The organism is Mucilaginibacter sp. NFR10, assembly GCF_900100445.1.
GTDB classification, from domain to species: Bacteria; Bacteroidota; Bacteroidia; order Sphingobacteriales; family Sphingobacteriaceae; genus Mucilaginibacter; species Mucilaginibacter rubeus.
This window is the reverse complement of the sequence record NZ_FMTV01000002.1, coordinates 35,773-56,633: the sequence shown is the minus strand read 5'-3', so window position 1 is coordinate 56,633 and position 20,861 is coordinate 35,773. Positions and strand designations below refer to the sequence as shown.

The window sequence follows — 20,861 nt, the reverse complement described above, 5'->3', positions numbered from 1 at the left end:
CGCCCCTTCTTCGGCTTAAAACTTTTCCTGTTGATATAAATTTATTTTTTGGGTGCTGCTCCGGCCGGCGCGGCTGTTCCGGTAGTGACCCTGCCACCATCGCGCAAACGCTGAAAACCGTCGGTAATCACTTTATCACCCTGTTTTATGCCATCCATTATCACTACGTCGCTGTTAATACGCGGCCCTAATTTCACCTTCACCTGTTTTGCAATTGTATCGCGCCTGTCCTTAACAGTTTTATCGGCAGCTGTGTCTTTAACAACGGTATCTCTTGTTGCGAAAACAAAAAACTCACCCATTTGCTCAGTTACTGCTTTGTAAGGGATTTGTACCCGCTGGCCCGACTGGCTGTTCAGCACCTGTAAAACACAACTCATGCCATCCTTAAGCACATCATCCTCGTTCGGAAACTGGATCCTTACCCTAATGCTGCCGGTTTGGTTGCTAACGCCCCTGTCAATCGCCAGTACTTTACCTGTTTTGTTGTATTTGCTTCCGTCGGGCAGCACCAATTTAAAGGTACTGTCGGTACTTGATTTTTGCAGACCGTAAAAGCGGTTGATATCCTGCTCATTGATCACCACATCAACACCTATGGGGTGCTCGGCCGATATGGTGTTCATCAATGTGGTTCCTGCTGCTACCTGTGTTCCAAGCCTCACCTGCGAGATCCCTATTCGCCCCGTAAAAGGCGCGGTAATGGTGGCATATGATAAATCGGTACGGGCCGACTCAAGCGCGGCTTTGGCTACCGCAACCTGGCTTTTATTAGTTTCGTACGTAGCCTGTGCCTGATCCACTGTCTGACGGGCAATCGCATCGCTCTTAAGCAGCATGTTATACCTGTCAATGTCTTTTTGCGCTTTAACCAAATTGGCCTCGGCGCTTAGCACATTAGCTTTAGCCTGGTCAAAAGCAGCCTGGTATTTGCGTTTATCTATTTCATACAATACTTTGCCTTTTTGCACAACATCACCCTCTTTAAAAAATATACCCGTTACAAAACCCGGTACCTGGCTGCGCAGTTCGACAGTGTTCACCGAAACCACAATACCCTGGTATTTATCATAGTATACTGCTTCGGCTGTTTTAGCGTCGGCAAGGTATACTGGTGTTGGGGGCATGGCCGCCGGCCCGCCCTTTTTAGGTTTACCGCATGATGCCCATGTTAAAAGTGCTGCAGGGGCTAACCAATATATATATGTATGTTTCATGTAGAATAGGTTGTTCGTGTGTTGCTGTAGTTTTTATTTTTTTATAACGATATCTTATGGTTGCTGAACAGGCAGGATTCCAAGGGCTCTCTGCAGGTCAATTTTACTGCTGAGCAAATTGAACAGGGCATTATAATAGCTCAGTTCGGCAGTACGCAGATCTGCCTGCGATACGATTACGTCGAGGTAAGTTTTTACCCCCTCGCGGTATTGCAGGCTTACCACCTTATATACATCTTTTGCAAGTGTAACATTTTCGCGAATGAGCTGGTAACTGGTATAATTGCTTTTATATGCCGCCAGTGCCTGGGTATATTCCGTATAAATACTATTTTTTGTATTGATCAGGTCCAGGTCGGTACGTTCAACCTGCAGCCTGGCTTTAGCGAGGTTTTGCAGGCGCTTCGTCCCCTGGAAAATAGGTACAGCCAGCGTTAAGCCAACATAACCTGTAGGGAAAGACTTATTATACAAATCACCTAAATCATGACTGAAGTATGCATGCTGGTAACTCCCTACCGCTGATAATGAAGGCAAAAACCCAAAGCGGTAGTAATTTACGTTGAGATTATTGAGTGCCTTTGTTGTTTCAAGCAAACGGTATTCGATCCGGTTATTTACATTAAGCGATTGCAAAGTATCAATACTGGCCTCCTGCTCATACCGGCTCGAATCATACGAAAGGCTTAACGGTGTAGCCGCGCCTACACCCATGATCTGCTTTAATAAAGCCGTTTTGCTTTTGATGGCTTCTTCGGTTTGTTTACGGGTAGCCAATGAATTATTTAAAGCGATGGTTGCCTGCTTATAATCCGTAGGATCGGATACACCGGCAGTATACCTGCTTTTGGCATCCTTCAGGCTTCTTTGCAACCTGATGATATCCTCATTAGTAATGTCAAGTTGTTTGCCGGATAGTAAAACATCAAAGAAAGCTTTGCTTACATCACTTACCACATCAATCTGACTGCTTAAGGTGTTCTGCTTATAGTACTCGCGCGAATATCTTTTCGCCCTTGAAGCAAGAAATACATCGTTGTTATATAGTACCTGCGAGGCCGTAACGCCCAAGGTTGAAAGGTTACGGATACTGCCCGCGTTGCTGGGGATATTAGCCCCGGACGCACCGGCCTGCGGGCTGCCCTTATAGTAATAATTATAAAGGCCCGAGCCGTTCACCTGCGGCAGCCAGGCCGACAGGCCAATTCTAATATCACGCTCATTGATCTGTTCATCAATGGAAGCCTGCCTTACTGTTGGTTGGTTACGCAAGGCAAAGTCAATAGCCTGTTTTAGGGAAACCGGTCCGCTTATACTATCAGCGGCAGTTTGGGCATAACTATTGCTATGTAAATTCAATGTTAAATTAAGTACAAGAAGCGCCAAAAAGTACTTGTGTTTTTTCATAGGGTAGCTATAAATAACAATGTATATCAGGCAAAAATTATAAGAAAAATTTTATAATTAGTGCAAGATTGTTACGGGGAATGCGAATATGTAATTAATATTACTAATTTAAAATCACGAACAAGAATTTTACGTAAAAAATTACAAAAACACGGGATAGTATCAGCTTTTTGGGCTTTTGACAAAAAAATGAAAATAATAGGCTCGATATAAACAAAAAAATTAATTAATTTGCCGTGTAAGAATTTGTGTGCTTCTTAAGTAGTATTGATACGTTAATAGGCATTATTTTAAAAAAATTTACACACACCGTATAAGTTATATGCTTATTCATGGTATTTTTACACAAAATTTAAGCAGAGTTAATATACATGGTTAAAAAACTACATGGGAAAATCGCTCAGTTTCAAGTAGCAAATATGCTGCGTGAACGGGGGTTATATCCTTATTTCAGGCCTATTGAGTCTGCACAAGACACTGAGGTAATTATTGACAACAAGCGGGTATTAATGTTTGGTTCTAACTCATACTTAGGCCTTACCAATCATCCAAAAATCAAAGAAGCTTCAAAAAAAGCAATTGACAAATATGGCACAGGCTGTGCCGGTTCACGTTTTTTGAACGGCACACTTGATATCCACATTGAGCTTGAAAACAGGCTTGCTAACTATGTAGGCAAAGAAGCTACTGTTTTATTCAGCACAGGTTACCAGGTTAACCTTGGTGTACTTTCGTGCGTTACCGGCCGGAATGACTATATCATACTTGATGAGTATGACCATGCCTGTATCATTGACGGCAGCCGCCTGTCGTTTTCAAAAGTGATCAAGTACGCCCATAACGATATGGCCGATTTGGAGCGCAAATTAAGCATACTTCCTGAAGATGCCGTGAAGATTATCGCTGTTGACGGTATTTTTAGCATGGAAGGCGACATTGTTAAATTGCCTAAGATTGTTGAGCTTGCCGATACTTACGGTGCCAATATCATGGTTGATGATGCCCACAGCCTTGGTGTAATTGGTGATAAGGGTGCAGGTACCGCCTCACACTTTAACCTTACCAATGAAGTTGACCTGATCATGGGTACCTTCAGTAAATCATTAGCCTCGTTAGGTGGTTTCATCGCCAGCGATCAGGACACTATTGATTATATCAAACACCGCGCACGTTCATTGATGTTTAGCGCAAGTATGCCTCCGGGCTCTGTAGCCAGCGTAATTGCAGCATTAGATATCATTGAATCAGAACCGGAGCGTATCGAGAAATTATGGGATAACACCAATTATGCCATGAAACTTTTGCTGGAAGAAGGCTTTGACCTTGGCCCTACCGAAAGCCCTATTTTGCCGATCTACGTTCGTGATAACGAAAAAACTTTCGCGGTTACCAAACACCTGCAAGCTTCAGGTGTATTTGTTAACCCGGTTGTATCCCCTGCCGTTCCTTCCGATTCGTCACTGCTTCGTTTCTCATTGATGGCTACCCATACCTTTGAGCAAATTGACGAAGCCGTTGAAAAACTGTCAAAAGCCTTTAAAGAAGTTGGTGTAACCGCTTCTGTTAAAGAAAAAATATAATGAAGAAACCTGAGGTGCATTTAGCTGCTTTTTAATTAAGGTAAGCTAAATGCACTTTTTATTTTAAAGCATACCAATTTGCTTTATTCAATCATTTACCACACATGATTACAATAGTAACGGTTAAATCAAAAAAAGAACTGGCTTCGTTTATTGATTTCCCGCATGACCTGTACAAGGACGATCCTTACTATGTTCCGGAGTTGTTTATTGCCCAAAGGGACCTCTTAACCAAACATCCCTTCCATAAACACAATACCGTACAACCCTTTTTAGCTTATGATGGCGATAAAATTGTTGGCCGGATAGCCGCGATCCTTAATAACGGCCATAACGAATACAGCCACGTTAACGATGGCTTTTTTGGCTTTTTTGATTGTATTAACGATACGGCGGTATCTAACCTGCTTTTTGAAACCGTTACCAAATGGCTTAAAGAAAAAGGCGTTACCGGCAAATTATTAGGCCCTACCAACTTTTCAACCAATGAGCCTTGCGGTTTATTAATAAAGGGATTTGATAGTTCACCGTTCCTGATGAACACCTATAACTTTGCTTATTACGCTAATCTGGTCGAAAATTTTGGTTTTGCTAAAGATGTCGATCTGATTGCCTGGCACTGGGACGGACAAGCTTATGATGATAAATCAGTACGTTTATTAAACGCGCTTGAAGAGCGGTTAAAGCGAAACGATATAGTTATTCGTAAGATCAACCTTAAAAATTTCAAGGAGGAAGCCGCCAAACTGCGCGAAGTGTATAACTCAGCATGGGACAAAAACACCGGTTTTGTGCCCCTGACCAACGAAGAGTACGATTACCTGGCCAAAGATCTTAAACTGATCCTCGATCCTGATTTTGCCATCGTGGCCGAGCAGCGCGGTAAGATAGTTGCCTTTGGCCTGGCCCTGCCCGACTATAATGACATCTTCAAAAAAATAAAACGCGGTCGCTTGTTGCCAACCGGTATTTTCAAATTACTGTTCGGCAAAAAAAGCATTACCGGTATCCGTATTTATGCCCTCGGTGTTATTGAAGATTACCGCAAAATGGGTATCGAGGCCTGTTTATATGGCACCATCATAAAGGAATATAAGGCAAAGGGTTATAAACATGCCGAAGCCGGCTGGACACTGGAAAACAACGACATGATGAACCGTGCCATTGAAGCTATAAAGGGCGATCCTTATAAAAAATACAGGTTATATCAAAAAGCGATATGAGGGAGCGGGTTTTAATAACCGGTGGAAGCGGATTTGTTGGATATCATTTGATTGAAGAGGCCTTACAAAACAATCTGGAGGTTTTTATAGCCATCAGAAAAAGCAGTGTAATAAGTCACTTAAACGATTTAGATATCCAATATATCTATCCCGAATTTAACAATAAGGAAACATTAAAGAAGCAACTGGCCGAGATAAAGCCCGATTATATCATCCACGCGGCAGGTGTAACCAGTGCCCGCTCCGAAGCCGAATATAACCGGATCAATGCTACATATACCCATAACCTTGCTTCGGCGGCTTATGAAGCTTGCCCCGATTTAAAAAAGTTTGTACTTATTGGCAGCCTGGCTTCGGTTGGGCCGCTTAATACGCTAACCGGCACCATAACCGAGGCAACCCCTCCGCATCCTGTTACAGCATACGGCAGGAGCAAATTGCTTGCCGAACAGAAATTAAAAACGGTGAGCGGCCTGAATTATACCATACTAAGACCTACCGCGGTTTACGGACCAAGGGACACCGGCATATTTATATTTTTTAAACAGATAGTGAAGGGCATTGAGCCCTATATAGGCAAGGCGCAGCAAAAACTCAGCTTTATATATGTTAAAGACCTGGCCAAAGCAAGTATCAAGGCTTTATACGGTGGCAATAACAAGACATATAACCTGAGCGATGGTAATTTTTATAACCGTTATGAGTTAGGCACCATCACCAAAGATGTATTAATGCTAAAAACGCTAAAGTTTCATCTGCCTGTAAATTTTGTTAAAATGATTGCAGCAGTATCTGAAAAAATAAGTTCTTTGAGCAACAAAGCTGCAGTGCTGAATATCGAAAAGCTTAATGAACTGACCGCCATTAACTGGAATTGCGATATTGAAGCAGCTAAATCCGACCTGGGTTTTTATCCTTTATACAATCTGCAAAGCGGCATGGCCGAAACGCTAAAATGGTATAAAGCCAACAAATGGCTTTAGCCGATTAATTTGAAATAAATAATAGTAACATAAATGAAAATCAACATTACACCTGCTAAAGGTAAGCTTGGCATCCTGATCCCCGGGTTAGGCGCTGTAGCAACTACCTTAATTGCCGGCGTAGAGGCCGTTAAAAAAGGCATCTCGCAGCCAATTGGCTCCCTTACTCAAATGGGCCACATACGTTTAGGAAAAAGAACCGAAAACCGTAACCCGAAAATTAAAGAATTTGTTCCTTTAGCCGATTTAAACGACATCGTATTTGGCGGTTGGGATGTTTATGAAGATAACGTATTTGAAGCTGCCTCAAACGCACAGGTATTGGAAGCAGGACTTTTACATTCGGTTAAAGCCGAATTGGAAGCTATAAAGCCAATGAAAGCCGCGTTTGATAAAAACTACGCTAAAAACCTTGATGGCACCCACGTTAAAACCGGAACCAGGCTTGAACTTGCCGAGCAGGTAATGGAAGATATCAAAAACTTTAAAGAGGCTAATGGTCTTGACAGGGTTGTGTTGGTATGGTGTGGTTCAACCGAGATCTATTATGAAGCATCTGCTGTACACCAGTCATTAGCCGCTTTTGAAGAAGGATTGAAAAATGACGACAAGCTGATCGCTCCAAGCATGATCTATGCTTACGCGGCTTTAAAATTAGGTGTTCCTTTTGCTAACGGCGCCCCTAACTTAACAGTTGATATCCCTGCTTTAATCGAACTGGCCAAATTAACCAAAACCCCGATTGCTGGTAAAGATTTCAAAACAGGTCAAACTTTAATGAAAACAGTATTGGCCCCAGGTTTGGCAGCGCGTTCATTAGGTGTGCATGGCTGGTTCTCGACCAACATTTTGGGTAACCGCGATGGCTGGGTTCTTGACGATCCGGATAACTTCAAAACTAAAGAAGTATCAAAACTGGGTGTATTGGAAGATATTTTCAAACCGGAAGATAACCAGGAACTTTATGGTAACATCTACCACAAAATCCGTATCAACTACTACCCTCCGCATGGTGATAACAAAGAGAGCTGGGATAACATCGATATTTTTGGCTGGTTAGGCTACAAAATGCAGATCAAGATCAACTTCCTTTGCCGCGACTCAATCCTTGCTGCCCCTATCGCGCTTGATTTGGCTATCTTCTGCGATCTGGCTAAACGTGCCGGCATGAGCGGTATCCAGGAATGGCTGTCATTCTACCTGAAATCGCCTCAAACTGCACCGGGTTTACATGCAGAAAATGACATCTTTAAACAACTGATCAAATTGGAGAATACCCTTCGTTACCTGATGGGCGAGGACCTGATCACCCACCTTGGTTTGGATTATTATGACGATATGTTCGCGACCGAATAATCGTTAAATTACCAAATACCGTCAAAACAGCCGTAAGCAACTAAACCCTGCATTACGGCTGTTTTGTTTTTATCAGGTAAAAATGATCATACGCAAGTAACATTATTTTAAGGCAATAGTCTTATTGGCGCTAATGTTAATTTGTTAAATAATGTTATTTATTAACCTAAACGACTTCTTCCAAACAATCAAAAAATGGCAAATAACATCTAATTATCAGAGCGTTACGCAATTGGTTATATAACTAACAGCAAACAATAGGAATACCAACTAACCGGCCAAGCCGTTGTTTGAGTTTAGTTATAATTACAGTAATATGATAGCGTAAATAGCTGTAAACAATATTTGACTTTTTGACCACATTAGTCTGTAGTGATTTTTTTTACCTTTGGCCTGTTAATTGTAAACTCCGTAATAACCATCTGCCGGGAGTGTACAAAACAAGGTAAGTGTAGAGAGATTAAGCGGCAGAACAATGAAAAACATACGGAGGCGGGCATAATTAATCTGCCAAAAATATTTGAATAACTGATACATACCTCTTTATCCGATAATAAAAGTGTTAAGCCGAAAAAAGAAGTTTGTATTTGCACAATGCACAAAGTACATGGATTGTAAAAAATTTTATAAAAGCTTATTTTTCTTAATACTGTTCTTCTCTGCTTCGGCATTATATGCGCAGCAAACGGTAATAACGGGTACTGTTACCGATGCAGGTAATAAACAAACCCTGCCTTCTGTTAGTATTTCTTTTACGGGCAGCACTACCGGTACCACTACAGATGTTAATGGCAAATATCGCCTGGCTACAAACAATCAGCAATATAAACAAATCAAAATTTCATTTTTAGGCTATAAAGATGCTTTTTTAGCTGTTGTTCCCGGTAAAGAGCAGGTTATCAATGTAAAGATGTTCCCCGCTTCTCAGCAACTTAACGAGGTTGTGGTAAAATCGGGCAAAAAACCTAAGTACCGTAATAAAGACAACCCCGCTGTTGAGCTGATCCGTAAGGTTATCGAAAATAAAGAAAAGAACCGTCCCGAAGCATACAACTATGTTGAATACAAGGAGTATGATAAAATGATGTTTGCACTAAGCAATGTATCCGCCCAGTTTTCGGACAGGAAATTCTTTCGCAAGTATAAGTTCATTTTAGATAACCGCGATAGCTCATTGGTACCAGGCAAATCATTGTTGCCTATTTATCTTGATGAAAAGCTGCAGCAGGTTTATTACCGCAAAAACCCCGAAAAAACAAGGGAAGATATAACCGGCCAAAAAAGTGTTAACTACGGTGCGGGTATCGATAATGAAGGGCTTACCCAATATTTCAAGCACTTATACAACAAGGTTGATATTTATACCAACAACGTATTTTTGATAACCAGCCAGTTTCTTAGCCCAATATCTGACAACTCGCCGAACTATTACAAATACTTTATTGCCGATACCATTGTTGACGCACATAACAACAAACTGGTTAAGCTTGACTTTACACCCCGCAACACAACCGACGTACTTTTTGAGGGTAGTATCTACATTACGCTTGATGGTAACTACGCTGTACAAAAGTGCGACCTGACCATTAATAAACATATCAACATCAACTTTATCAGGTCGATGACTGTTAACCTGGAGTTTCAACAAAACCCCGATGGCCGCTATCACCTGAGCAAAAGTACTACCATTGCAGATTTTGGTGCATCCAAAAAAGATGCAAAGAGTGGTTTATTTGGTATCCGGGCCATAACCTACAGCAATTACGTGGTTAACAAACCCCGGCCGGATACAACTTACCAGGGGTCGCCATATGCTGAATTAAGCGATGAAGTAAAACATCGCCCCGAATCATTCTGGCAGGAAAACAGGCCGGATACTTTAACGCTTGCCGAATCAAAAGTTTATAAAAACATCGACAGCCTGCGTAATATGCCTTCGTTTAAACGTACGGTTGATATAGCAACCCTCCTGCTTGCAGGCTATAAAGGCTTTGGTAAATTTGAGTTAGGCCCCGCCAACACATTTTACAGCTTTAACCCTGTTGAAGGTTTCCGTTTACGTGTAGGCGGCCGTACAACGCCCGAATTAAGCAAACGTTATTATTTTGAAACTTATGCAGCTTATGGTTTTAAAGACGAGCGCTGGAAGTACTTTTTAAGTGCAACCTACTCCATTAATAATAAATCTATCTATCGTTTCCCTCAAAACTATATTAGGGCAAGTTTTCAGCGTGATACCAAAATCCCTGGCGCAAGCCTGCAGTTTGTGCAGGAGGATAATTTCCTGTTATCGTTTAAGCGTGGTGTGAACGATAAGTTCCTTTATAACGATTTTTACAGGTTTGATTATTTACACGAACTGGAAAGCCATCTTTCGTTTGCCGCGGGCTTCAAAAAATGGACCCAAGAGCCGGCAGGATCATTATATTTTGATAATGTTGTTAATGATCTGCCAAATTCTATCCATCATTTAACCACCACCGAGCTTACCGGAAGTATCCGCTGGGCACCTCATGAGCAGTTTTACCAGGGCAAGATCTATCGCATCCCTATCCCTAACAAATACCCGGCCTTTGAACTTGATTATGCTCAAGGTATTAAAGGCTTATTTGCCGGCGAATACAATTATCAAAAGCTTGACTTCCGTGCCGATAAACGTTTCTATTTTTCGCAGTTAGGTTATGCGGATATTAATGTTTCGGCAGGTAAAATCTTTGGTTCGGTGCCATACCCTTTGTTAACCATACACAGGGCTAACCAAACTTACGCGTATGACCTCGACTCATACAACTTAATGAATTTTTTGGAGTTTGTGAGTGATAAATATGCCAGCTTCAGGATAGATCAGCACTTCAGCGGTTTCTTCTTTAATAAAATACCTTTGCTAAAGAAATTGAAATGGCGCGAAACCGCATCGTTAAAAGTACTATACGGCGGCCTGTCTGATCAAAACAATCCTTCGATACATCCGTCATTATATCAATTACCCGTTGGCACCGATGGCGTGCCGATTACTTATACATTGGGCAAAACGCCTTATGTTGAGGGTAGTGTTGGTATTGAAAATATATTTAAATTTATACGCATAGATTTTGTGAGGCGCTTTAACTACCTTGACCAGCCAAACGTTGCCCAATGGGGCCTGCGCACAAGGGTTAAATTCGACTTTTAATCATTGCACCTAATAAGCAGAGAGAAAAATGGAACAGCAAACAACAACACTCAGGAGATCATTCAGAACCAACCTACAGTTAGGGATATATAAGGTTATTGATCCGTTTGTGAAGATCCTTATAAAAATAGGCTTAACCCCCAATGCAGTTACTACCATAGGTTTTGTACTTAATGTAGGCGTTGCAGGGATATTTATTTTAGGTGCCGAAGAAGGTAACCGCGGCGACCTGAGCTATGTTGGCTGGGCCGGCGGCCTCATCCTTTTTGCAGGCTTATTTGATATGCTTGACGGTCAGGTAGCCCGCTTAGGCAATATGAAATCAACCTTTGGTGCTTTGTATGATTCCGTACTTGACCGCTACAGCGAATTGATCATGTTCCTGGGCATTTGCTATTACCTGGTAGCACATCACTATTTCCTGAGCTCGATAGCCGCCTTTATAGCACTGATTGGCTCAATGATGGTTAGTTATGTACGTGCACGTGCCGAAGGTTTGGGTGTTGAAATTAAAGGCGGTTTAATGCAAAGACCTGAACGTGTAGTAACTATCGGCTTATGCGCAGCTTTATCGGGCATAGTAGCTCAATACATCGGCGGTAACTATAAATTATTTGTTCCCGGCATCAAATTTCATGTATTTGAAACCATATCGATATTTACTATCCCATTGGTAATACTTGCCGTTTTAACCAATATTACGGCGTTTAACAGGTTAAGAGAAGCTAAAAAAGCTTTAATTAAACTGGAAGAGGAAGAAGGTAAGTAAGGCTATAGTTCTAAGTCAAAAGTCTTAAACGAGGACGTTGAATTACTTCTCCTAAGACTGCGAACTTTAGGCTTAAGACTTAGCAACAAATATCATATCTTCGTAACAATAAAATAAAGGCATTTACGCTTAGCAATATCTTTGCTAAAATTGCCTTTTGCTGGTTTAAGGCCAACCATTCTGAACAATTTTAACACCATAAACAGGCAGAGAGATCGTAAAACATTTTAAACCCTGATTATAACAATGAAAAAGAAATATATATCCAACTCGCAGGAATCGGTGCGAATGTTTAAGAGCGACTTTTTAGAAGGCTTATCAAAGGTACACTATACCGTACCTCTATATATTTTTGTACCCGTTATTGGATATTGCAGCTATAAATTCTTTGACCTGGGATTGGATGTATTAACATATCTTGGCCTGTTTATTTTCGGCCTCTTCATCTGGACTATCACCGAATACATCATGCACCGTTTTGTTTTCCACTATCAGCCAAGCGAAAAACTGGAATGGGCACAACGTCTGCATTTTATCATGCATGGCGTGCATCATGATTATCCGAGCGATGCCAAACGTTTGGTATTGCCCCCGTCATTAAGCATTCCGCTGGCTACAGGCTTTTTCTTTTTGTTTAAATGGTTATTGCCTGTAAACTACATCTGGGGCTTTTTTCCGGGCTTTATTTTGGGCTACCTGTTTTATGACATATCGCACTATGCCATGCACCATTTTAATTTTAAAAGCGGGCTGTTCAAAAAAATAAAACAACACCATATGCTGCACCACTACCAGGATCCTGAAAAAGGCTATGGTGTGAGTTCACCTTTCTGGGATAAAATTTTCCGTTCAGATTTCTTAAAAAAATAGCAATGACCAATGCCAATACAGGCGTAACAGTAAATATCCGGTCGATAATTATTGTTTCACTGCTTTCCATTGCTTACCTGGCGTTTTCAACTTTCCTTATTGGTTATAAACCAGATGAGCTTACGCTGGTAGTTATTTTCAATGTGTTATTCTATGCATCGGCAATAACCCGCAAGTTTATATTGGGCTTCACTATTTTCATAGTGTACTGGATTGTTTTTGATTACATGAAAGCCTTCCCCAATTATAACTACAACCCGGTACATATTGCCGAGCTTTATAATGCAGAGAAACGCCTGTTCGGCATTCATTTTAACGGCAAGCTGCTTACACCTAACGAATACTGGCTGGCCAATAGCAACACTTTTATTGATGTGTTATCGGGTTTATTCTATTTATGCTGGATCCCCGTGCCGCTGGGTTTTGCCGCTTACCTGTTCTTCAAAAACAAAAAACAGTTCCTCAATTTTTCGTTAACGTTTGTTTTGGTGAATATCCTGGGCTTTATAGTTTACTACGCCTACCCTGCCGCACCACCCTGGTTTGTTCAATATCACGGGTTTCATTTTATTCCATTAACTATGGGCAATACCGCCGGATTGGCCAGGTTTGACGCCTATTTTCATGCCGGAGTTTTTAAAGGGATTTATACAAAAGGTTCAAACGTGTTTGCTGCCATGCCGTCGCTGCATTCGTCATACCCGGTTATAGTGCTTTACTACGGCTTAAAAAACAAGCTGGGACTTGCTAATATCTTTTTTGCGGTGGTAACCGTTGGTATCTGGTTTACGGCGGTATATGCAAGCCACCACTACGTGCTCGACGTGTTAGCCGGTATCACTTGTGCGGCATTAGGTATTGCCTTATACAATGTACTGTTAAAAAAAATCCCGGGTTTGCAGTCTGCTTTAAATAAATACCAAAGGGTAATCTCGTAGTGTAACATCTTGCTTACACAATTAGCGGATTGTTAGCGTTTACTACAAATTATCATTATATTAAATATAAGCAAAAAATACTGAAACTTTATCAATATTCCCCGAAATACATTATCAATTTTTAACGTTTCACCAACCTCCCCTTAACACCGCAGATGCATTTTTGCCTTAACTAAAAATGTTAAAATGTTAAGGATAAACAAAGTTTTTTTTAAAAAGTTGTGCCTTTTGGGCATATTCAATTTATTTTTAATAACGGCTGGTATGGCACAAACCAATTTGGCCGGTATTTCAGGGAAGGTTTCCGGCCCGAATGGTGAAGCCCTGCCAAATACTACCATTACCGTTAAAAATGAGTCGACCGGGTTTGTAATCAAAGCTACAACCAATTCAAAAGGAACATTTCTGTTAAAGGAGCTTCCGCTGGGTGCACCTTATAGCATAACAGCAGAAATTATGGGCATGACTGCACAAAAACAAACCGGTTATGCTTTAAATCAGGGCGACTTGCTACAGGTTACGTTTGTAATGACAGAAAAGATCCAGGAACTCAATGTTGTTGAAGTAAGAACTACCACAACCCGTAACAGGATCGAAAACATTGGCTCATCCACCGCTGTTACAGCTAAAGATATAGCCAAGTTACCGGTAAACGGTCGTAATTTCACATCCCTGGCCGATTTATCTCCATTGAGCGCGGGAAGCAGCTTAAGCGGGCAGCTGGGGTCAGCTACAAATTATACCATTGATGGCATGGCGGCACGCAGTACTATAGCCGGTGGCCAACCAACCGGTGCTTACTCTATTTCGCTTGAGGCTGTAAGGGAATTTCAGGTAGTTACCAATCAATATGATGTTACTTATGGCAACGCCGGCGGCGGTACAATAAGTACGGTAACCAAATCCGGAACTAACGTATTATCAGGGAGCGCTTTCACTTATGCACGTGCAAATTGGCTATCCAGTCCATTTGGATTAAATGGATTAAAACGTAACCAGTCGTTTTCTACTTATCAATATGGTTTTTCATTAGGAGGCCCTATTGTTAAAGATAAAGCGCAATTCTTTATTGCCTGGGATCATCAGGCAGATTCAAGGCCACTTTATATTGCCAATATCCAATCTGCAGATGACGAAAAACGAAACAATGTAACACAGGCCACGTTAGATAACTTTTTGAGCATAGCAAGGGCTAAATATGGAGTTGCCAATACCCCACAGTTTGGTCAATTTGATAAATTTAAAAATACTCACGCCGCTTTTGCACGTATCGACTGGCAAATTAATTCCAAAAATTTGTTCACTATCAGAGATAATTTCATCTACGACCTGGATAACCAATCCGACGGTGATAATACTGCCATAAACATCTACGAGGTTTACAGCACGCGCAAAAGTTTAAATAACAGTGTAATGGCCTCATTGCGTAGTATATTCAGTCCTAATTTAACCAACGAACTGAAAGTGCAGCACTACTGGGAATACAATAAGATGTTTGCAAACAGCCAGTTACCTGCCGATAATATTCCCCGCGCTATTGTGCAGAATATTTCCTCGCTTGCAGCGGATGGTTCTACCTATTCTACCGCTATACAGTTAGGCGGGCAACGCTACGGCGGCGACTATTTTAACAATAATGTAGCACAGCTAACCGACAACTTGTACTGGACCAAAGGCAAATATAACTTTACATTTGGTGGAGGGTTAACTTTTACCAACCAAAATTCTATTTACGGCAGCGAAACCAATGGACGTTTTTACTTTACAGGCTTAACTAATTTCAATAACCTTACACCCTATCGCTTTGCAAGGGATATTTATACCTCATCAAACCGGAACATTAAATTTAACATACTTGCACCTAATGCTTACACCCAGGTACAAACCATGTTGTTTCCGGGTTTTGAAGTAACCGCCGGGGTACGTATCGATTACACCGATTACTTTGACCAGGCAAATTTCAATCCTACGGTTTATAAAACTTTAGGCTTAAATACATCTAACAAACTGGCTACGCTACAAATTCAACCGCGTTTGCAAACCACCTGGGATGTAGGGCAAAATGGTAAAGACATTGTCAGGTTAGGTGGTGGCATTTTAGGTTCGGCATTGAACCCTTATTCTATGATAAACAATATGCTGTTTGATGGCTCACACATTTTAAGTGTTGATCTTAACGGCAGCCAGGTGCCTACCCCTAACTTTCCGGCTTACCGCAAGGACCCTGCAACAGCACCAGGACAGGATTTACTTAATAACCCCACCATACCCAAGCTTGCTACTATTAATATGAATGGCAAGGATGCTAAAGTGCCAACGGTTTACAAAGCCAACTTGTCTTATTCGCACTTCTTTGCTCAAAACTTCAGGGTTACAGCATCCGGCTACTTAAGTTTAGGCCGCAACAACTATACTTACCTGGATAAAAACATGGTTGATCAGCCGTACTTCCGTATTGCTGCCGAAGATAACAGAGGTGTATATGTTCCGGCAAATACAATAAACGCGTCAAATGGTTCGGCTGACTGGACACAAGGCAGAAAAACAACTGAAGTAGGCAGGGTACTGGAATTAGAAAGCAAGGGAAGAGTTAACCAGATGGCTTTTGTTATTGATGCCGACTACAAATATTATAAACAGGGCGAAATCTCCGTTTCTTATACATGGAATCAAACTAAAGACAATACATCATACAACGGAAACGTTGCTAATACGGCTACACTTGTACAGTACGTAAAAGATGACCCACGTAACCTGGGCGGCATGAATTATTCTGATAACCAATTCAGGAATAAGATTGTTGCTTACGGAAGTTCGCCAACATTTCATGGCTTTAGCGCAGGCTTGCGATTTTCGGGGATAAGCGGCACCAGGTATTCTTTATTGGTGAACGGTAACGTGAACGGCGATTTTGTGGCCAGTAACGATCTGGCTTACATTTACGATCCGAATGCAGCGTCAACACCTCAATACATAAAAGACGGGATCAATGCGATACTGAACAACCCTAAGGTAGAGCAAAGCGCCAAAAATTACATAGTTAAAAGTTTCGGAAAAATTGCTGAACGTAATGGAGGAGTAAACCCGTTTTATGGCGTATTTGATCTACGGTTGATTAAAAGGGTAACGCTATTAAAAAAACAGTATTTTGAAATATCTGTCGACTTATTTAACGTGGCCAATTTATTGAATAAAGAATGGGGCGTTAACCATAACCTGGGTGCAACTCCTATTTATACGATTAAAAGCTTCGACCCAGTTAAAAAACAATACGCATACGCGGTTAACACAAATGCAGGGGTATCCAATTTAAGCGGCAACCCTTACCAGTTTCAGATAGGCTTAAGATATGGTTTTTAATTATCAACCCTAATTAACAACAATAGCGAAAACCTTGTAAACCTTTACGGCTCTGCTTTGAATAGCATAGGATTTTAATGGAATAAAGCTTTGCGATTGGCAACTTTTGACCTTTAAAATCCTTGCTATTGTAAATACCCATTAGTGCAAAATCTCTTTTTCTATACAACTTTATGTATTAAAGCAGGCAGTGTGGAAAACGTACAAACATTTGTTAATTAATATTTCCAGGGCTATCCTCCTGAAAAACAGCCCATACATTTCAAAAACGAACAAAAAGCCAAGCACCTTTCACAAACACCCATGGCGGTGATCTTAAACAGGCACGCTATTTGCCTAATTACAAGTGGATTATTGTATTTTCGAGTAATCTGTTATATGAAGAGACTTTTTACCTTACTTTTTATTCTGACAGCTATGCTTAAATTATCCGCACACGCCAGTGAGCTTGATAGCCTTAAGCAAAAATTACAGGTTACCAGCGACTCGTTAAAAGGCCCTATTTATACCCAAATAGCTGCCCATTATTTAGGATATGATACCGTATCAACCCGGCGGATGAAATACTATTTCCAAACCGAAGCGCTTAACTACACTATGCTCGCCCTGCATAGCTATTCCACTTATAACGATACTTTAGGCTTGCGTACAAGCTTTAACGCGCTTGCAAAGATTTACCGCTCACAGCGTAAATTCAGCCAGGCCAAATGGTTCATTTTGCAATCGAACACCATATCAAGGCAAAGGAAGGATACCCTTAATATTATCAACTCGCTCATAGAGCTTGCAGCCATTAAAAGCGACATCAAAGACTACAAACTCAGTATGAAGGACCTGAACGACGCTTTAACCTTATCGCTCAAAACCCACGATCCTAAAAAAGAGTCGATAGTGCAGGTAGGCTTTGCCGAACTGTACCGGAAAATGAACGATTATGATAAAGCTGCGGTAGCTATTAAACGCCATGAATTTTTGGACGATAGTCTTAACCAGGTTACGGTCGACAGCATTGCCAAGGTAGCTGCTGCCGATTCGATCAAGATCAAAAAGCAGGATTCGGCGATAGCCAAAAAAAAAGTATATACCAAAAACTCCAGGCGCAGGCCAATGCTAAGATACGCCAGGCACATAACGTCATTGTCGTTCTCATCGGCACCACTCTTGTTCTCGTCGTTGTAGCCATCATTATCATTTACAGGCGGAAGAAAACCGGTCGCTGGCGTTCAGCTATCAGGCGGCCTAAACAATAATTTAAACCACAGGCGTTTAAAATTGTCAAAGCACTAAGATGAAAAAATTGATAGTATTATTTGCTGCATTATTCTGGTTTGCGAATGCCTACAGCCAAAGCAGCAAACACTTCAGGACCGAGTTTTTAAACAGCATTAATGCTACACGCCAGAAAGGCTGCAATTGCGGCAGCAAATATTTCCCGCCGGCTCCTCCCCTTACCTGGAATAATGATTTGGAAGATGCAGCTATAGGGCACGCTAAAGACATGGCCCGCAAAAGCTATTTTAGTCACGACAGCAAAGACGGCCGCAGCATGGAAGACCGCATAGTATACGCCGGTTATAAATTTAAAGGGTTTAAAAGTTTTGCCATAGGCGAAAACATAGCCCAGGGCCAGCAAAGCATTGCTGAAGTGATGGCTGGCTGGTTTAAAAGTGAAGGCCATTGCCGCAATCTCATGAACCCGGACTTTAAAGAAGTTGGCGTGGCAGAATATAAAACCTATTGGGTACAGGATTTTGGCGGCCGGACCTCATTTTCGGCTCAGCAACAAAAGTTGATTAAATCAGGGAGATACAGATTAATACAGGAAAAGCCTGTGGAAGGGCATTGATTTTTGTCTGAACCGGGATTTCATAGGATTTTTCGGAAGTCAGGATCTTGCCTGTGAAATCCAACCAATCTACTCATTCTTGCCGTTGTTGGAGTTGTCTCCAACAACCTTACTTCCCTGCCTCCGGTTTCGGTTTTGGCTCCCTTGGGCCGCGTTTGTAGATGATGAGACCATTCAGGAAATTACGCAGGATCTGATCGCCGCAGGGTTTAAAGTTGGGGTGGTCATCAGCGCGGAATATGGCGCCTATTTCGGCTTTGGTGATCCTGAAATTAACTAATGCCAAAACCTTGATAATATCATCATCAGTAAATTTCATTGCCACCCTCAACTTTTTCATGATATCGTTATTACTCATAGTATTCTCTTTTAAACAAAATTACCTCGAAATTTCCATCTTCACCTTTTTGCCCTTAATTTTTTCGGCCTTTACCTGCTTTACTACACTTTCTATTTTATCGCGCTTGATAGCCGCGTACGATGAGTAGTCAAGCACTTCTATCAAACCGAGGTCCTCCTTTGCCAGCCCGCCTTTTTTAAGTAGCAGGCCTACAATATCCACCTTGTTAACTTTATCCTTTTTGCCGGCGGCTATGTACAAGGTAAGCCAAGGCGATGCAGGCGGCAATATCAGTTTTTCGGGCAGTTCTTCAATCTCGGGCAATTGCTTTAAATATGGCAACTTTTCATCGGGTGTTAGCATCAGGTATGATGTGCCTTTAGCGTTCATACGTGCTGTGCGGCCGTTACGGTGTAAAAAAGCCTCCTCATTATGCGGCAGCTGGTAATGTACCACATATTCTATTTCAGGGATATCCAGCCCACGTGAGGCCAGATCGGTGGTGATCAATAAACGGTGACTTCCGTTCCTGAATTTTAACAGGGCGCGTTCCCGGTCGTCCTGTTCCATACCGCCGTGAAAAACATCATGCTCCAACCCCTTGTACCAAAGCAACTCGCTGATCCTGTCAACCGCTTCACGGTGATTACAAAACACAAGGGTTGCTTTATTACCAATTTTACAGATCAGGGCAAAAAGTGCATCCAGTTTATCGGCAGCTTCGGATATCACCGCTTTTTGTTTAATATCTGGCGCCGAAGTAACATTACTTAAAAAGTTCACTTCAACAGGTTTAGCAAGCCCTGTAAAATCCGGGATCTCACTCATTTTTGTAGCCGAAGTCAATATCCGCTTTTTAACAACGGGCAACTGCCTGATGATATAAGCCATATCCTCCTGGAAACCGAACTCAAGCGCTTTATCAAACTCATCGAGAATGAGCGTACGTACAGTATCAGTACTAAAATTTTCTTCACGCAAATGAAAGGCAATCCTCCCCGGCGTACCAACCAAAACTGCAGGCGGATGCGAAAGGTTATTGCGTTCAATTTTCACGGCATGGCCGCCATAACAGCAATTGATCTTGAACCCTGTACCCATAGATTTCCAAACCTGCTCAATTTGTAAAGCAAGCTCACGCGATGGCACCAGGATCATCACCTGTACTGTAGAAACACCGGCATCAAGCAGGTTAAGCAAAGGCAATAAAAAACCAAGCGTTTTCCCCGAGCCTGTAGGTGATAAAAGGATTACATCACCTTTTTTAGCGGCACTAAGCGCGGCAAGCTGCATGGGGTTAAGGGCAGTTATGCCGAGGTTACTCAATGCCTGATCAATCATGGTTTGCTTTTGTTGAGGCGCAAAGATACGGTAAAATTTTCCCGGGGGACCGATTATATGCATCTGCTTAGCTATTAACTTAACAGACTAAAAAAACGGGGGAATGTGCGATTCCCCCGCTTGAGGGGATTTTTTGCTTTAGTTCCCTACTCCGCCACTTCCGTTTTAAAATTATGCTTAATAAACCTCGCAACCTTTTTAGCTTCCCGATGGGTTAAATTTCCCATACAGGTATATTCCCATTCGTGCATGTGATCGTCAAAAACAATATCTCCAAGATCTGTTTCCCCTTCACTTAACCTAAATACGCCCGTTGCATACACATGTGTACCGGGTATCAGCTGTTGCACCGCTTCAATGCCGATCTGGCGTATACCATCTTCGGTATCCAGATCATAGATCACCGACTTTTCCATCTATCAAATACAATATTAAGCCCGTTTTGTTTAAATAATTACC

General features: G+C 41.7%; 16 protein-coding genes. 11 read left to right on the top strand and 5 right to left on the bottom strand.

The genetic code is table 11. The annotated features are described in order from the left end of the window. Positions 1-41: 41 nt before the first annotated feature. Both BLP33_RS08015 and BLP33_RS08010 read right to left on the bottom strand, forming a co-directional pair. Positions 42-1,217 carry an efflux RND transporter periplasmic adaptor subunit gene (locus BLP33_RS08015; RefSeq protein WP_090526359.1) on the bottom strand — a complete coding sequence of 392 codons (1,176 nt, stop codon included), beginning with the start codon at positions 1,215-1,217 and terminating at the stop codon, positions 42-44. 54 nt (positions 1,218-1,271) lie between these two features. Further along, positions 1,272-2,624, bottom strand: a complete 1,353-nt coding sequence (locus BLP33_RS08010) for a TolC family protein (protein WP_090526356.1) — start codon at positions 2,622-2,624, stop codon at positions 1,272-1,274. 371 nt (positions 2,625-2,995) lie between these two features. Between BLP33_RS08010 and BLP33_RS08005 the strand changes: the two genes are divergently transcribed. The 11 genes from BLP33_RS08005 to BLP33_RS07955 all read left to right on the top strand — a co-directional run bounded on the left by BLP33_RS08005 (position 2,996) and on the right by BLP33_RS07955 (position 18,721). Next, positions 2,996-4,204, top strand: a complete 1,209-nt coding sequence (locus BLP33_RS08005; RefSeq protein ID WP_090526354.1) for a serine palmitoyltransferase — start codon at positions 2,996-2,998, stop codon at positions 4,202-4,204. Positions 4,205-4,308: 104 nt separating this feature from the next. After that, complete coding sequence (locus tag BLP33_RS08000; protein WP_090526353.1) at positions 4,309-5,427, top strand: GNAT family N-acetyltransferase; 1,119 nt, start codon at positions 4,309-4,311, stop codon at positions 5,425-5,427. Continuing rightward, positions 5,424-6,410 carry an NAD-dependent epimerase/dehydratase family protein gene (locus BLP33_RS07995; RefSeq protein ID WP_090526351.1) on the top strand — a complete coding sequence of 329 codons (987 nt, stop codon included), beginning with the start codon at positions 5,424-5,426 and terminating at the stop codon, positions 6,408-6,410. The genes BLP33_RS08000 and BLP33_RS07995 overlap by 4 nt, the downstream gene beginning before the upstream one ends. Before the next feature lie 33 nt (positions 6,411-6,443). Further along, a complete protein-coding gene (locus BLP33_RS07990) occupies positions 6,444-7,766 on the top strand; it encodes an inositol-3-phosphate synthase (protein ID WP_090526349.1) in 1,323 nt (440 codons plus the stop codon). Positions 7,767-8,373: 607 nt separating this feature from the next. Then, the gene (locus BLP33_RS07985) at positions 8,374-10,938 is read left to right on the top strand and encodes a DUF5686 family protein (RefSeq protein ID WP_090526347.1); all 2,565 of its coding nucleotides are present in this window, start codon (positions 8,374-8,376) and stop codon (positions 10,936-10,938) included. 28 nt (positions 10,939-10,966) lie between these two features. Continuing rightward, the gene (locus BLP33_RS07980; protein ID WP_090526345.1) at positions 10,967-11,707 is read left to right on the top strand and encodes a CDP-alcohol phosphatidyltransferase family protein; all 741 of its coding nucleotides are present in this window, start codon (positions 10,967-10,969) and stop codon (positions 11,705-11,707) included. Between the two features lie 246 nt (positions 11,708-11,953). Further along, positions 11,954-12,577 (top strand): sterol desaturase family protein, encoded by a 624-nt coding sequence (locus BLP33_RS07975; RefSeq protein ID WP_090526343.1) that lies wholly within the window; start codon positions 11,954-11,956, stop codon positions 12,575-12,577. A 2-nt stretch (positions 12,578-12,579) separates the two neighbouring features. Then, positions 12,580-13,515: a phosphatase PAP2 family protein gene (locus BLP33_RS07970; RefSeq protein ID WP_090526341.1), complete on the top strand. Its 936-nt coding sequence runs from the start codon at positions 12,580-12,582 to the stop codon at positions 13,513-13,515. A 264-nt stretch (positions 13,516-13,779) separates the two neighbouring features. After that, positions 13,780-16,875, top strand: a complete 3,096-nt coding sequence (locus BLP33_RS07965; protein ID WP_217633139.1) for a TonB-dependent receptor — start codon at positions 13,780-13,782, stop codon at positions 16,873-16,875. Between the two features lie 417 nt (positions 16,876-17,292). Then, positions 17,293-18,054, top strand: coding sequence for a hypothetical protein (locus tag BLP33_RS07960; RefSeq protein ID WP_090526337.1), 762 nt, complete (start codon positions 17,293-17,295; stop codon positions 18,052-18,054). A gap of 109 nt (positions 18,055-18,163) precedes the next feature. Further along, the gene (locus BLP33_RS07955; RefSeq protein ID WP_090526334.1) at positions 18,164-18,721 is read left to right on the top strand and encodes a CAP domain-containing protein; all 558 of its coding nucleotides are present in this window, start codon (positions 18,164-18,166) and stop codon (positions 18,719-18,721) included. Between the two features lie 109 nt (positions 18,722-18,830). On the opposite strand, the gene BLP33_RS07950 is transcribed toward BLP33_RS07955, so the two are convergent. From BLP33_RS07950 to BLP33_RS07940, 3 genes are all read right to left on the bottom strand, one after another. After that, a complete protein-coding gene (locus BLP33_RS07950; protein WP_090526331.1) occupies positions 18,831-19,079 on the bottom strand; it encodes a DUF1456 family protein in 249 nt (82 codons plus the stop codon). Between the two features lie 21 nt (positions 19,080-19,100). Continuing rightward, the gene (locus BLP33_RS07945; RefSeq protein WP_090527568.1) at positions 19,101-20,402 is read right to left on the bottom strand and encodes a DEAD/DEAH box helicase; all 1,302 of its coding nucleotides are present in this window, start codon (positions 20,400-20,402) and stop codon (positions 19,101-19,103) included. Between the two features lie 146 nt (positions 20,403-20,548). Beyond that, positions 20,549-20,818, bottom strand: coding sequence for a hypothetical protein (locus BLP33_RS07940; protein WP_090526329.1), 270 nt, complete (start codon positions 20,816-20,818; stop codon positions 20,549-20,551). Positions 20,819-20,861 lie beyond the last annotated feature (43 nt).